At 71.3% G+C, this 14,529-nt stretch carries 11 protein-coding genes and 1 pseudogene; 6 read left to right on the forward strand and 6 right to left on the reverse strand.

Going from position 1 to position 14,529, the window contains the following annotated elements; all coding sequences use genetic code 11:
- Positions 1–48 precede the first annotated feature (48 nt).
- Positions 49–2,604, reverse strand: a complete 2,556-nt coding sequence (locus tag O7620_RS25305; protein WP_278125539.1) for a bifunctional diguanylate cyclase/phosphodiesterase — start codon at positions 2,602–2,604, stop codon at positions 49–51.
- Between the two features lie 374 nt (positions 2,605–2,978).
- Between O7620_RS25305 and O7620_RS25310 the strand changes: the two genes are divergently transcribed.
- The 5 genes from O7620_RS25310 (at position 2,979) to O7620_RS25330 (ending at position 8,605) form a co-directional block, all read left to right on the forward strand.
- On the forward strand, positions 2,979–5,588 hold the full coding sequence (locus O7620_RS25310) for a tetratricopeptide repeat protein (protein WP_278125541.1): 2,610 nt from the start codon (positions 2,979–2,981) through the stop codon (positions 5,586–5,588).
- Positions 5,589–5,863: 275 nt separating this feature from the next.
- A complete protein-coding gene (gene moaC / locus O7620_RS25315; RefSeq protein ID WP_278125542.1) occupies positions 5,864–6,355 on the forward strand; it encodes a cyclic pyranopterin monophosphate synthase MoaC in 492 nt (163 codons plus the stop codon).
- Positions 6,352–6,822 carry a MogA/MoaB family molybdenum cofactor biosynthesis protein gene (locus O7620_RS25320; protein ID WP_151487655.1) on the forward strand — a complete coding sequence of 157 codons (471 nt, stop codon included), beginning with the start codon at positions 6,352–6,354 and terminating at the stop codon, positions 6,820–6,822. Before moaC ends, O7620_RS25320 begins: the two co-directional genes overlap by 4 nt.
- A 101-nt stretch (positions 6,823–6,923) precedes the next feature.
- Positions 6,924–8,180 (forward strand): molybdopterin molybdotransferase MoeA, encoded by a 1,257-nt coding sequence (locus O7620_RS25325; protein ID WP_278125544.1) that lies wholly within the window; start codon positions 6,924–6,926, stop codon positions 8,178–8,180.
- Positions 8,177–8,605 (forward strand): molybdenum cofactor biosynthesis protein MoaE, encoded by a 429-nt coding sequence (locus O7620_RS25330; RefSeq protein ID WP_278125546.1) that lies wholly within the window; start codon positions 8,177–8,179, stop codon positions 8,603–8,605. The genes O7620_RS25325 and O7620_RS25330 overlap by 4 nt, the downstream gene beginning before the upstream one ends.
- Positions 8,606–8,609: 4 nt before the next feature.
- On the opposite strand, the gene O7620_RS25335 is transcribed toward O7620_RS25330, so the two are convergent.
- Both O7620_RS25335 and O7620_RS25340 read right to left on the reverse strand, forming a co-directional pair.
- Complete coding sequence (locus O7620_RS25335) at positions 8,610–10,055, reverse strand: glycosyltransferase 87 family protein (protein ID WP_151487652.1); 1,446 nt, start codon at positions 10,053–10,055, stop codon at positions 8,610–8,612.
- A gap of 215 nt (positions 10,056–10,270) precedes the next feature.
- Positions 10,271–10,816, reverse strand: coding sequence for a DoxX family protein (locus tag O7620_RS25340; protein ID WP_278125549.1), 546 nt, complete (start codon positions 10,814–10,816; stop codon positions 10,271–10,273).
- Between the two features lie 133 nt (positions 10,817–10,949).
- On the opposite strand from O7620_RS25340, the gene O7620_RS25345 reads away from it, so the two are divergent.
- Positions 10,950–11,498 carry an N-acetyltransferase gene (locus O7620_RS25345; RefSeq protein ID WP_278125551.1) on the forward strand — a complete coding sequence of 183 codons (549 nt, stop codon included), beginning with the start codon at positions 10,950–10,952 and terminating at the stop codon, positions 11,496–11,498.
- Between the two features lie 32 nt (positions 11,499–11,530).
- Here O7620_RS25345 and O7620_RS25350 read toward each other — a convergent pair whose 3' ends face one another.
- The 3 genes and pseudogenes from O7620_RS25350 to O7620_RS32125 form a co-directional block, all read right to left on the reverse strand.
- Positions 11,531–12,772 (reverse strand): ATP-binding protein, encoded by a 1,242-nt coding sequence (locus tag O7620_RS25350; protein ID WP_151487650.1) that lies wholly within the window; start codon positions 12,770–12,772, stop codon positions 11,531–11,533.
- 135 nt (positions 12,773–12,907) lie between these two features.
- On the reverse strand, positions 12,908–13,318 hold the full coding sequence (locus O7620_RS32120; protein ID WP_347403802.1) for a hypothetical protein: 411 nt from the start codon (positions 13,316–13,318) through the stop codon (positions 12,908–12,910).
- Between the two features lie 503 nt (positions 13,319–13,821).
- Positions 13,822–14,265 (reverse strand): annotated as a pseudogene (locus O7620_RS32125) (hypothetical protein); the annotation flags it as partial.
- Positions 14,266–14,529 lie beyond the last annotated feature (264 nt).

Raw genomic sequence — 14,529 nt, forward strand, 5'->3', positions numbered from 1 at the left:
CCGACAACTACTCAGCATCAAGTGATCAAGGAGCTGGTCGGTGCCCGGTCAGGCCGGGAGGTGCGGCAGACGGGTGCGGCCGCCCTGGCGGCGGGTCTGGCTCAGCCGGATCACCGCGCCGGCGTCGTGCAGCGGTGCGGCCAGGGCCCCCGGGCGGCCGCCCGAGCCACGTTGCAGGGCCGCGAGGAGGATGCCGGCCGGCATCGGCCGGGCGAACAGGTGCCCCTGGCCGGCGACGCAGCCCAGCTCCCAGAGGGCGCGGCGCTGCGGCTCGCTCTCCACCCCCTCGGCGACCACGACCAGGTCGAGGCTGCGGCCCAGGTCGAGGGTGGAACGGATGACCGCGGCGGCCTCCGCCGAGCTCTCCATCGTGGTGACGAAGCTACGGTCGATCTTCAGCTCGTGTACGGGGATCCGGGAGAGCAGGGAGAGCGAGGAGTAGCCGGTGCCGAAGTCGTCCAACGCCAGCCGGACGCCCTCTTCGCGCAGCCGGCTCAGCACCTGGTCGACCACGTCGAGCTGACTGAGCGTCAGGGTCTCGGTCAACTCCAGCACCAGCCGGTCCGGTGGGAGGTCGTGGGCGCGCAGGCGGGCCAGCACCGAGCCCGGGAAGCGCGCGTCGAGCAGACTGCGCGGGGACACGTTGACGGCGACCGGTACGTCGAAGCCGGCGTCGCGCCAACTGCCCGCCGCGATCAGCGCCTGGTCGAGGATCGCCTCGGCGAAGGCGGGCAGCAGTCCGGAGCGTTCCACCGCCTCCAGGAAGCGCAGCGGGTCGATCATGCCGTGGGTGGGGTGGTGCCAGCGGGCCAGCGCCTCGACGCTGGTCACCTCGCCGGTGCCCAGGTCGACGATCGGTTGGAAGTTGACGACGAACTCGTGGTCCGCGACCGCCCGTGGCAGGTCACCGCCGAGGGTGAGTCGACCCAGATCGGCGGTGTCCCGGGTCGGGGCGTACGTGGAGATCCGGAGGCCGGCACGCTTCGCCTGGTACATCGCCACGTCGGCGCGGCGCAGCAGCTCGGCCATGCCGCCGCTGGTCGGGGCGACGGAGATCCCGCCGCTGGCCTCGACGCTGATCCGCATGCCGTCCAGCTCGAACGGCTCGTGCAGGGCGGCGAGCAGCGCCTCGGCCCGGTGCGCGGCCACCGCCGGGGCCGGCAGCCCGCGCAGGAGTACGGCGAACTCGTCGCCGCCGAGGCGCGCCACCAGATCGCTGGGCTGGGCGGCCCTGCTCAGCCGGTCGGCGACCTGCACCAGCACCTGGTCACCGGCGGCGTGCCCGAGGGTGTCGTTGACCTCCTTGAAGTGGTTGAGGTCGATCAGCACCAGCGCGGTCACCCCGTCGGCGTGCCGGGCACTCAACTGCTCGGTGCCCTGGTCGAGCAGGTGCCGGCGGTTGGCCAGGTTGGTGAGCGCGTCGTGCGCGGCGGCGTACGCGTGCTCGTCGGCCACCCGGGCCAGCTCGGCGTACGCCTGGGCGTTGCGGACCGCCGTGCAGAGCGCGGAGGCGAACGTGCGCAGCGTGTACTGCTCCCGTTCGGAGAGCTGGACGGGCCCCCGGAAACGCAGCCGCAGCACGCCGACGTCGACGGAACGGTCGTGACCCTCCAGCGGTGTGGGCACGATGGTGCCGTCCACGTCGGTGGGTGTGCCGGTCGGCCCGTCGAAGGTGATGCCGCCGGTGCCGCCGCGCACGGTCCTGGTGCCGTCGCGCAGCTCGATCTCGACCTCGTCGGCGGAGAACAGCTCGGCGGCCTGGGTGACGGCGGTGGTGAGGACCTCGTCGAGATCGACCACGTTGAGCGCGTCGGTGGTGCGGGCCAGCCGCTGCCACGCCTGCTGCTCGGTGCGACCCCGGATGCGCGCGGAGTAGGCCAGGTGCAGGCTCAGGACCAGGGGTGGGACGGCGAGCAGGAGTCGGGGTTCTGCTTGAAGGATGACCAGAGTGCACGTGGCCACCAGGAATCGGACCCCGTACCCGGCGAGTCGGAGGTCCAGGTTGCTTCTGAATTGCGATGAGACCTTGGTCCCGGATGCCAGCGCGATCACGGGAATCGCCAACGCTTCGTCGAGCAACGCGGCGGAGAGGTAGGCGGCAGCCAGGATCGCCACCAGTTGCGGGGCATGCATGGTGGGCCAGTTCCAGCCGAGCATGGTGAACGTCAGGCCCGTGCCAGCTGCGACAAGGATGTTCTTGCTGACGCCGAAGGTCAGCTTGATCGGTGGCAGACGGATGGATGCGAGGGTGATTCCGACGCATGTGCAGATGACGACCCAGGGTATGGGTGCAATGGCAGCCGCTATGACGATGGCTGCCTCGCTCCAACTGATCAGATGAACGGTGGAGCGGACACGCACGCGCGCCTTGACGAACGTCCCCACGGCGATCATGAAGGTGAGCGTCACCAGGGTCGCTGCGTCAGGTGCTGCAGCCTCCGGCGTAGGGGCCAGTATCACCTTCAGGGAAGCGAGTGTGACGAGCGTGGCGGCAACGACGAGGAGACCGACGAGCGGCCGTAGCCGTCGGTCGGTCCCGCCCTCGCGTCGTCGTGAAGAGGTCACGCAACTCCTGGATGACCACGCCTGTAGTGCTCGAACCATACCTCTGTGTGACGCGGAAGTCCTGCGTCGATGTCAGCCCCACTCGTTACCGCGCATTTCACCTGCTCCTTTCCTTTCGTGCGGTCGCCCATCTCGGTGGGCGGCCGGACCTTCGAAAGGAGCTTAAGTGGGGTAGGCCCTGGTTAGGGACGATAAATGTCGGTATCCTCAATATTAGTTAATTCAGTGGCGATTAGTGACATTCTGTTCGCACTTCGGTGCGGAGAGCGTTGAGCTGTTCCCTCGGCGCAACGTCGCCGTCGCTGAATGTCGCTCGAATCGCCGATTGCCCGGGCCTCGACCATCAGTGTGGGCACTGAAGCGTCGCACCTCATCCGCCGATTCGGTCGACCGCGCGCCGGCTTCGGCAGCGGGTGGCGATGGAGGAGGAGCGCCTACTCGCCGTTGAACTCCTCGCGGATCTGCAGATACAGAACGACCGAGTCCGGCGGGCAGTGCCATTGTTGCGGAGGGTGATCGCCGAGCATCCACTTCGCGAATCTGCTCGGCTGCTGCTGATGCGAGCGCTCCAGAGAACCGGTGACACCGCGGGACTGGTCGAGACGTACCACGAGGTTCGCCGAATTCTCCACGAGCAGCTCGGCGTCGCACCCGGTGCGGAGCTTTCCGCGCTGTACGAGGCTGAAAAGCGTCGGGTCCGAAGGTCGATCGGACCCGGCCTGTCCAATCCTGGCGACGGCGGTCGGTCCCAGGCCGACGCCGCCGTCGACGGTGGCTGGACGCCTGTCGACTGGCTTCCCCGATCCGTGATCGAATTCGTCGGCCGCGAACAGTGCGTCCGCCGTCTGCACGAGCAGGTCGCACGAGTGCAGGGCCGCTGCTCGGCGGTCCTCGTCATCGATGGAATGGCGGGAAGCGGTAAGACCACCCTGGCCCTGCATGTGGCACGCCAGCTCGCTCCGAGCTACCCCGACGCTCAACTCTTCGTCGATCTGCGGGGGCACGGGGATGAGGACGCGGTCGAGCCGCTCGCGGCGCTCTTCACCCTGCTTCGCCAGTTGGGCGTCCCGGGTGGCCGCATTCCGGCCGAGCTGGATCATCGCGCCGAGTTGTGGCGGCGGGAACTGGGGGCCAGGAAGGCCGTCCTCGTCCTGGACAACGTCGCCGACAGCACGCAGATCCTCCCCCTGTTGCCAACCCATCCCGGCGCCGTCGTGCTCGTGACCTCCCGTCGGCGCTTGGCTGAGCTGGACGTCGGTCCACCCGAGTCATTGCCCCTGATGACTCTGGAGGAAGGGCTGGCGCTGTTGTCGCAAAGTGCCGGTGTGGAGAGGGTCGCGTCCGATCCGAGGGCGGCCGCCGAGGTCGTGCGCCGGTGCGGGTACCTCCCCTTGGCGATTCGGCTCGCTGGTTCCCGCCTCGCACACCGACCGGCGCGGAGGATCAAGGAACTCGCGACACTGCTGGCCGCCGAACCACCACCGCTCAACCAGCTGCACGTGGGCGACCGGACCCTCGCGAGGGCATTCGCCACGTCGTACGAGTCGATACCCGAGCCTGCGAAGCGGGCCTTCCGGCTGTTGAGCGTCCACGCTGGGCAGCTGAGCGCCGAGATGGTCGCCGCGCTGCTCGATCTGCCCCGCGCCGACACCGTGTGGCTGCTCGACGATCTGGTTGATCGGCACCTGGTCGAGGAGACCGAGGGGGGTCGGTACCGGCTACACGACCTTCTCCGTCAGTACGCGCGCTCGCAGCTGCTGGCATCGGATGGACCCCAAGGCGCCCTGATGGCCGTGTCGCGACTACTGGACTTCGCCCTCCACGCATCCTTGGAGGCCGCCAAGGAACTCCATCACTCCGTCGACGTCCCTGGCGAGGTCGACGCGGGTCCGCCTCCGCGTCCCGACCTCATTGGTCCCGACTGTGTCGCCGGGGTCGAATGGCTCGAACGGGAGCGTGTGAACCTTGCGATGCTGGTGGGCCTCGGCGCCGAGCATGGACTTCACCACCATGTGTGGAAGCTGTCTCGAGTGCTCTGGCGCTTCTACCATGTGCGCGGTTACTTCGACGACATCCTCTACACCCACGAGGTGGGGCTTGCCTCGGCAGAGGCCCTCGGGCATCAGCCTGCGATCGGAACAATGCACAGCTACCTCGCGTCGGCCATGGTGAAGACCGGCTCACACCAGTTGGCGTCCGCGCACCTCAACGCGGCTATCGCGATCTTCGAACGGTTGGGTGATTGGCAGCAGTCGGCCAAGCTCCGAGCGAACCTGGGCGTCGTCAACTGGCTCAGCGGGAATCTCGAAGAGGCTGTGGCGCTGGGGCGGCAGAGCTTGGCCGAACGCCGGCTGTACGACAACCGTGTACCCCTCGCTCTACCAAATTTGGGTATCGCCCTGACCTCACTCGGCAACTGGGACCAGGCCGTGAAGGTTCACCGGCAGCACCTGTTCCAGGCGCGGCTGAACCAGGACTACTACCACCTGGCGAACGCCCTGAGCCATCTCGCGGCGGTACGCGTACGCACTGGGCAGTTCAGGCGCGGTGTCATCATGTTGAACTCCTCGTTGTCGCTGTTCCGACGCACCGGGCACCGGTACGGCGAAGCCGAGGCCCGGAACACTCTCGGTGTCGCGTACCGCGGACTGGATGAATTCGATCTGGCCCGACGGCAACACGAGGCCGCCCTCGAGTTGGCCAATGACTCGGGCGAGCGGCACGCGCAATGCGCCGCACTCAACGACCTCGGCATCACGCTGCTGGCCATGGGGGATGCGGCCTCCGCCTCGGATGCTCTCCGTGAAGGGCTTCAGCTTGCGGGGCGGATCTCCAACCCGTACGAGCAGGGGCGGGCTCTGGCCGGCCTCGCCGAGCACTTCGCCCGGGTCGACCCGGCAGAGGCCCGGCGGCACTGGGAGCGGGCGCTGGCGATCTTCCGGCGGATGGGTGTGCCGGAGCGTCTGGAGGCCGAGCGTCGGCTCGCCGAGTTGCGGGGCAGCGCCATGGATTCGGGGCGCTGACCTGCCCGAACGGCGCTTATCGATTTCTTATCGCCGGGCCCGGTAGCTTCTGCGCCGTATCGGCGAACGGGGGAGGTTCTGCCCAGGGGCAGAACCAGGTCGTCGACACACGCCCGCCGTGAGGTCCCCCCCCAGCGACTTCGGCGGCGGGTGGTGGTGAGGGAGGAGCGGCGCCCGGAACAGCCTCGCGCCGTCAGCACCCGGCGTGGTCGGCAGTCGGGCGCCGCTCCTTCCGAAACACCCGTCGGTCGTACCGCACCGATAGGCTCACGGCCGTGACCGAACCCGCCCAGCTCAGCCACGTCGACCGTGCCGGCGCGGCCCGCATGGTCGATGTCTCCGCCAAGCCGGTGAGCGGCCGGACGGCCGTCGCGGCTGGCCGTCTGCGCACCACGCCCGAGGTCATCGACCTGCTGCACCGCGACGGGTTGCCGAAGGGTGACGCGCTGGCGGTGGGCCGGCTGGCCGGGATCATGGGTGCCAAGCGCACTCCGGATCTGATTCCACTCTGCCATCCGATCGCCCTGCACGGCGTCACCGTCGACCTGGTGCTGACCGCCGACACGGTCGAGATCACGGCCACCGCCCGCACGGCGGACCGCACGGGGGTCGAGATGGAGGCGCTCACCGCGGTCGCCGTCGCCGGTCTCGCCCTGATCGACATGGTCAAGGCGGTCGACCCGGCAGCCTCGGTGGAGGCCGTCCGGGTGCTGCGCAAGGAGGGCGGCAAGACCGGCGAGTGGGTCCGACCGGAGGACCGCCCGTGATCCGCGCCCGGGTCGTCGTCGCGTCCAACCGGGCTTCGGCCGGCGTATACGCCGACACCAGCGGGCCGCTGCTCGTCGCCGGCCTGCGTGAGCTGGGCTGCGAGGTCGACGAGCCGGTGGTGGTGCCCGACGGTGAGCCGGTCGGCGCGGCCATCCGGGCGGCCCTCGCCGACGGCGTCGACGTGGTGGTGACCAGCGGCGGCACCGGGGTGACCCCGTCGGACCGGACGCCGGACGTCACCCGAGGGCTGCTCGACTACGAGATCCCCGGCATCGCCGAGGCCATCCGCGCCCACAGCCGTGACCGGGTGCCCACCTCGGTGCTGTCCCGAGGGCTGGCCGGGGTGGCCGGCCGGATGCTGGTGGTCAACCTGCCCGGCTCGACGGGGGGCGCGCGCGACGGGTTGGCCGTACTCGGACCGATCCTCGGCCACACCGTCGACCAGCTTCGCGGCGGCGACCACTGACCGCTTCGCGGGGGCGACCACTGACCGCTTCGCGGCGGCGGGCACTGACCGGTCCGCGGCAGGCACCGGCAGGGGATGGCGCGTCCCGATAGGCTCGACCGGTGAGCACGGAAACGGCACCAACCGCAGATCAGGTCGCCGCACCCCCGCCGGCCGGGTGGGAGGAGGCGCGGTCCCGGGTGTACGCCGTCGGCCTGGCGGCCGCGCTGCCGGTGGTCGCCCGACCGCTCGCCGACACCGACGGGTCGACCCTGGCGGAGCCGTTGGCCACCCGCACCGACCTGCCCGCCTTCCCCACCTCCAGCGTGGACGGCTGGGCGGTGCGCGGGGACGGTCCGTGGCGGGTCGTCGGTCGGGTGCTGGCCGGAAACACCCCCGCCCCGCTCACCGACGACAACACGACCGTCGAGATCGCGACCGGTGCCATGGTGCCCGAGGGCGCCACCGCCGTACTCCGGGTGGAGGAGTCGACCATCACGGACGGCCTGGTTCGCGGCACGCCCCGACCGACGCCGGAGTGGCGGCAGCCGGGCGAGGAGGCGTACGCCGATGAGGAGCTGGTGCCGGTCGGCACGCCGGTCGACCCGGCGGTGATCGGCCTGGCCGCCTCCTGTGGGCACGACACGCTGCGGGTCCGGCGCGCGCCGCGCGCCGCGCTGCTGGTGTTCGGCGACGAGCTGCTCACCGCGGGGCCGCCCGCCGCCGGTCGGGTCCGGGACGCGCTGGGCCCGGCGGTGCCGGCGTGGCTGCGCCGGTACGGCTGTCAGGTGCGTCCGTCCGACGTGGTCGGCCCGGTGGCGGACACGCTGCCCGCGCACGTGGCGGCCGTACGCGCCGCGCTGGCCACCGCCGACCTGGTCTGCACCACCGGCGGCACGATGCACGGCCCGGTCGACCACCTGCACCCGACGTTGGAGGCGCTCGGCGCCGACTACGTGGTCAACACGGTGGCGGTCCGGCCGGGCTTCCCGATGCTGCTGGCCCGCCTGGTCGGTCACGACGGGCGGGTCCGGTTCGTGGCCGGGCTGCCGGGTAACCCGCAGTCCGCGATCGTCGCGTTGGTGTCGCTGGTTGCTCCGCTGCTCGCCGGCCTCCAGGGTCGTCCGATGCCGGTGCTGCCGCAGGTCACCCTGGCCGAGGCGGTGCCCGGTCGCGGTAACCACACCCATCTCGCGCTGGTCCGGGTGGACCGGGCCACCGGCGCGGCGTACCCGGTGCGGCACGTCGGCTCGGCGATGCTGCGCGGGCTCGCCGGAGCGGACGGGTTCGCCGTCATCCGGCCGGGCACCAGCGGTGCGCCGGGTGACCGGGTGCCGATCGTTCCGCTGCCGTTGCTGCCCGGGGAGCGGGCGTCGTGACCGCGCCGGCCATCACCATCAGCGAGGTCACCGACCAGCCGCTCGACCTCGCCGCGCACGAGGCGGCGGTCGCCGACCGCAGGGCCGGCGCGGTGGTCTCCTTCCAGGGCGTGGTCCGCGACCACGACCACGGCCGTCCCGTCGTGCGTCTGGAGTACGAGGGGCACCCGAGCGCCGTGCAGGTGCTGCGCGAGGTGGCCGCCGAGATCGCGGCCGACCCCGACGTCTACGCGGTGGCGGTCTCGCACCGGGTGGGGCCGCTGGCCATCGGTGACGTGGCGCTGGTCGCGGCGGTGAGCACGGCGCACCGTGCGGCGGCCTTCGTCGCGTGCGCGCGGCTCGTCGACGAGGCCAAGGCCCGGCTGCCGATCTGGAAGCGGCAGGTCTTCGCCGACGGCACCGAGGAATGGGTCAACTGCCCCTGACCGGTCAGCGGCGGCCGTTGACCGCCACGGCACGGGCGAGCCGGTCGCCGTAGAACGCCGGCTCGGCACCCGGCCGCCACGGCAGCGCGGCGACCAGCACGATCAGCGCCAGCGCCAGCGAGTTCTCCATCAGCGCGCCGAACAGACCGTCCTGGTAGTGCGACATCTCGGGTAGCTGGTGCTCGTACGGCCAGATCGGTGAGATCAGGAACAGCAGGTAGAGGCCAATCGCGGCGACGCCGTGCCGGAGCCCGGTCAGCGTGGGATACCAGATCGGCGGTCGGAGACCGTTGAGGCCGGGGAACCCACCGAACGCCGGGCCCTGACCGACCCGCTGCGCCACCCCTCGGCTCGCCTCGCGGCGGCGTACGGCGGCGTCGGCCAGCACGATGATCGCGGGGATGACCCAGACCAGGTGGTGCGTCCAGGAGATCGGGCTGATCACGTTGGCGGTGAGGCCGACCAGGGTGAACGCGGTCAGCTCGTCACCGTCGGCGCGGGAACTGGCGGCCCGGGACAGGCCGAGGGCCAGGATCAGCACCGAGAAGGTGAACCAGAGCAGCCCCGGGGTCTCGATCGAGTCGTACAGCCGGGCCAGCAGACCGGCGAGCGACTGGTTCGGCGTCATGTCCGCCGCGCCGACCCGCTCGGTCTGCCAGAGCACGCTGCCGAAGTACGTCCGCGACTCGTCGCCGACGATCGCGAACGTCCCCAGGGTCACGCCGATCGTGGTGCCGATGGCGGTGGCCGCCACCCGCCACTGGCGGGTGATCAGCAGGTAGGCGATGAACAGCGCCGGGGTGAGCTTGACCGCGGTGGCGAGACCGATGCCGGCACCCGCCCAGGCGCCGCCGTAGATGAAGCGCAGCAGAGGGCCGTCCGTCGCGGCGTAGTGGGTACCCCGGCGGGAACGCCAGCGCAGCCCGATCAGATCAGCCATGATCAACGCGAAGAGCAGGATGTTGACCTGGCCGTAGCCGAGGGTCTCCCGGCCTGGCTCGATGGCGACCGCGAGTGGCACCGCCACGGCCACGGTGAACCACAGTGGCCAGCCCAGCCGGTCCACGATGGGCCGCAGCAGCCCGGCCAGCACCAGGGCCAGCGCGGCGATGCTCCCGAGGGCGTTGACCATGCCGGCCGCGCCGATCGGCAGCTGCGCCATCGGCAGCATGACCAGCCCGGCGAACGGAGGGTAGGTGAACCCGAGTGTGGTGCCGGGCGCGATGAACTCGTAGAGCTCGTGACCGCTCGCCCACCACACCACCGCGCCGTGGTAGATCTTCATGTCGAAGAAGTTGTACGGACGCCCGAAGGTGCCGATGGCGAGCCACGCGGCGTAGGCGACGGCAGCCACGATGGCGCCACGTACGACTTTCCTGCGATCGATCCCGCGCGTCATGCGTTGGATTGGGGCGAGGCGGTCCGCCCGTCTACCGACAGCCGTCGGCATGGCGTGGCCACCCCCGTACCAAGGTCGTCCTACCCGTCCAGGTCCTGCACGGAGCCTAGAACGGCGCCTCACGTCAGTGCCTCCCGCGTTATGCGACCGTGTCCGATCCCACACATGTTTTTGACATTTCCACCGCGTTAACGCCTACCGGGTGGTTCAGGTAATTCGTGGCCTTAGCGAGGGGCGGGGGTGGCACCGAGGGGGATCGACGCAGGTCAGCCGGGGAGGCGGCGTGCGGTGGCGGCGGACCGGACGGCGATCCGGGCCTCCCGCCGGGCCGTACGGACGGCACGTTGCATGGAACGTCGAGAGTGGCCGATGCGATGACCCGTGCGCCACCGCAGACCCGGCTTGCCTCCGGTGTCCGCCGCGGCGAGCAGCAGACCGCCGAGGAGGCCCAGGTTCTTCAGCGTGTGGATCTCGTTGTTGTTCTTGGCGGTGGGGTCGTCGTTCTTCCAAAAGGGATGCCCGGCGATGGTCACCGGCACCAGCGTGCTGGCGAGGACCAGCGCGGCGGGTCGGCTGAACCGGTTGGTGGCCAGCATCAGCCCGGCGCTGACCTGCACTGCCGCGTTCATCCGGATCATCGTCTCGGTGTCGGTGGGAAAGCTCGGGTGAGCCCTCCGCAGGATCGGTGCGACTTTGTCGGTCACCGGTTTGGCCGCCACCACGAGCCGGCTGGGGTTACGGAAGTTGCGATACCCCTGCACCACGAAGATGCCGCTCAACATGGCGCGGGCGAGGGAGCGTACGGGCGTCATGGATCAGTCATACCCCGTCGAGGCGTTTGCTACCCCGTCAACCGCCGGATCCGGATTGGTGACCGTGCACGTCGCCACGCCGATTCGAGCGACCATCGCTGATGGACGGGCCGTGGCGGGTAACGTCGCGCGGGTGACCACGCTGCGGCTACGACCCGAGGATCCGGCTGACGCCGGCCCGGTACGTCGGGTGCTCGCCGCGGCGTTCGCCCGCCCGGACGTGACGACGCCGCCGGAGGTGTTCCTGGTCGACGAGTTGCGCGACACCGACGCCTGGCTGCCGGAGCTGGCGATGATCGCCGAGTACGGCGGTGAGGTGGTCGGGTACGCGCTGCTCAGCCGGGTACGGGTGCGGCCGGAGCGGGGTGCCGCCGCGCAGGCATTGGCGTTCGGCCCGGTGGCGGTGGCGCCGCACCGACAGCGCGTCGGGCACGGTACGGCGGTCGTGCAGGCCGCTCTGGACGCTGCCACCGAGCTGGGTGAGCGTCTGGTTGTGGTCCTCGGCGATCCGGCCTTCTACCGCCGGTTCGGCTTCGGGCCGGCCAGCGACCTCGGGCTGACCAGCCCGTGGGCCGGCCTCGGTGAGCCCTGGCAGGCGCTGGTGCTGCCGCCGTCGACCAGCGAGGACGGGCCGCCGCCACGCGGCGAGGTGCTCTTCCCCGCCCCCTGGTCCCGGGTCTGATCGGGCTGGTCCCGGAATCGGGCGCGGCTCGGTCAGGCCGGCTGGGTGCGCAGGTACCGGCCGAAGTGCGGGACGGTGAACGCCACCGTGCCCCGCTCGCCGGAGTAGATCAGCCCCTTCTTGATCAGGGCGTCCCGGGCCGGGGAGAGGCTCGCCGGCTTGCGGCCGAGGGCTCGGGCGATCTCCGCCGTCGGCACCGCGGCGTCCATGTCGTCGCGGACCGCGCCCCCGGATTCGGCCTCCACCAGGGACATCGTGGCCATCGCCCGCATGTACTCGCGTTCGGCGGGGGTGGCCCGCTCGAACCGCGAACCGAAGAACCCGACCGCCAGCTCTGCCTCCGCCTCCGGTGCGGCGACCCGCACGTCGGCTGCCGTGATCGGGGAGCGCGGCGCATGGTCCCAGGTCGCCTTGCCGTACGCCTGGACGAAGTACGGGTAGCCGCCGGACTTCTCGTAGAGCAGGTCGAGCGCCTTCTGCTCGTACTCCACGTCCTCCCGATCGGCCGGCGCGCAGAGCGCCTGGTCGGCGGCGATCCGGTCGAGCCGGTCGATGCGTTGGTAGCGGAACAACCGTTCGGAGTACGACTTGGCGGCGCTCAGCACGGCCGGCAGGTGCGGCAGGCCGGCGCCGACGACGATGAGCGGCGCGCCGAGCTGGGACAGCTCGTGGCAGGCGGCGCAGAGCGCGGACACGTCTTCCGGGCCGAGGTCCTGCATCTCGTCGATGAAGATGGCGATGCCGGTGCCCACGTCGCTGGCCACGGCTGCGGCGTCGCTGAGCAGCTCGACCAGGTCGATCTCGATGTCGCCGGAGTCGGCCCGGCCGCTGGCGGCGGGCACGTCGATGCCAGGCTGCCACCGGTCCCGTAGTTTCGGGGACGCGCCGGCCCGACCGGTCGGGGCCGACCGCTGGGCGAACGCCTTGAGGACGCCGAGGAACGCGTCGATGCGGTCCGGCGCGCGGTGTCGGGGGGCGAGTTCCCGGACGGCCATGTGCAGTGCCGCGGCGACCGGGCGGCGCAGCGACTGGTCCGGTCGGGCCTCGATCTTGCCGCTGCCCCAGAGCCGGTTGATCGCCTGCGACCGGAGGGTGTTCAGCAGGACGGTCTTGCCGACGCCGCGCAGGCCGGTGAGCATCAGGCTGCGCTCGGGGCGCCCGCGGGCGATGCGCTCCAGCACGATGTCGAAGACGTCCAGTTCCCGCCCCCGCCCGGCGAGTTCGGGCGGGCGCTGGCCGGCGCCCGGTGCGTACGGGTTGCGGACCGGATCCACGCATCGCACAGTATCGGGCCATCTAGCTCGGGGGCTAGACATGGATAGATGGGGCTACCGGCGTGTCGGGATTCGTCGACAACAAACTAGGGCTGTCTAGCGTCCACGCTAGACAGCCCTAGTTTTGGCTACCGGTTACTGCTTCTTCAGGCAGAGCACGTAGTCGAACAGGTCGATCGAATTGTCGTGCACGTAGTTCGCGGTGGCCTGCGGCGCGAGCGTCTCGCACCGGTCCCCGTCGGTGGTCGCCGGAATCCGCAGCAGAACCTGGTAGGCGCCCGGAGCGCAGGGCACCTTGCGCAGCTCCGCGTCGTCCTCGGTGCCGTCGTTCACCACGCAGTCACCCTTGGCGAACTCGTCCTCGTCCTCGTCCGCACTCGGGCTCGGCGCGTCGCTGGGCAGGGCGGGCGGAAGGACCGGCGCACTCGCACTCGCCGACGCGGCGGGCGCGGCGCCACCGTCGCCGTCGGCGGCCCTCCAGATCGCCCAACCCGCCAGACCGAGGCACGGGCAGAGCAGGAGCAGCACCACCAGGGCGATGATCAGGGCTACCTTGCGGCCGGTCCTCGGCGGCGGCGGCGCGGGCGGTGCGCCGTACCCGCCGGGCACCGGCGGACCCCACGGGCCCCCCGGCTGCGCCGGCATCGGCGCGGCCGGCGGATACGGTCCCGGCGTCGGCCCGGCCGGCGGGAACGGTCCCGGCATCGGCCCGGCCGGCGGATACGGTCCCGGCGTGGGGCCGGCCGGCGGATACGGTCCCGGTGGCGGTGGGTAGCCCGGCCCCGAGGTCGGCGGCGGACCCCACAGCGGCGCGGTCGGCGGCTCCGCGCCAGGCGGCGGCGGAGCCCACTGCTGCCGGGTCGGGTCGTCGCCGGACGGCGGGGCACCCCACTGCGGAGGCTGACCCGGCGGCGGACCCCACTGGGGCAGGGTCGGGTCCACCGGTGGCGGGCCGTCGGAGCCGGTCGGCGGGCGCTGGTACGGGTCGTCCGGCTGCCCGGAACCCGGTGGACCGTAGGTCGTCATGTCATCCCCAGGGGTGGGTGAGCTCAGCGCTGCTTGAGGCAGAGGACGAAGTCGAGGGTGTCCAGGTCGCTGTCGAAGAAGTACCAGTTGGTGTAGCCCTCGACCTTGGCGCACTTGGCCTCGGCGTCACGCTCGCCACTCGTCGAGCCGTCGACCCGGCTCAGCACCTCGTACGACTTCGGCGCGCAGCCGCTGATCAACAGCTTGGGCTTGCCGCCGGCCGCGCCGTCGTTGCGGACGCACTGGCCGACCTTCGCGAACCTCGGGTCGGCCGACGACTCCGGAGCCGCCGCGCTCGGCACCGGTTCGGTCACGTCCACGCTCGGCTCACCGGTCGCGGCCGGGGCCGAACCGGTCGGTGCGGCCGTCGGTGTGGAGGCGTCGCGACCGCTGAAGAACCAGAACGCGCCACCGCCGGCCACCACCAGCAGCAGGATGACGGCGAGCACCGAGATCAGCGGCCCTCGGCCGGAGCGGACCGGGGGCGGCCCGGGATCCGCGCCGTACGGGCGGTCGTCGGGCCGGTACGGCTGTCCGCCGTACGCCGGTGCCGCCTCGACCGGCCGGTACTGCTCGCCGGGATAGGTGGGTGCGCCACCGTAGGGGCCGTCACCACCACGGTGGGGCTTCGGTTGCCCGGTGTACGCCGGCGGATAGGGCTGCACCACCGGCGGGTACGGCTCGGGCGCGGGCGGGTGGGGCTGCTGGGTCGGCGGGTAGGGCTGCGCCGG

It is taken from the genome of Micromonospora sp. WMMD710 (assembly GCF_029626045.1).
Classification (GTDB): domain Bacteria; phylum Actinomycetota; class Actinomycetes; order Mycobacteriales; family Micromonosporaceae; genus Micromonospora.

Excerpts from the sequence above, each read along its gene's own strand:
- O7620_RS25305 (WP_278125539.1), bottom strand. The coding sequence starts at position 2,604 with ATGGTTCGAGCACTACAGGCGTGGTCATCCAGGAGTTGCGTGACCTCT.
- O7620_RS25335 (WP_151487652.1), bottom strand. The coding sequence starts at position 10,055 with ATGCCGACGGCTGTCGGTAGACGGGCGGACCGCCTCGCCCCAATCCAA.
- O7620_RS25340 (WP_278125549.1), bottom strand. The coding sequence starts at position 10,816 with ATGACGCCCGTACGCTCCCTCGCCCGCGCCATGTTGAGCGGCATCTTC.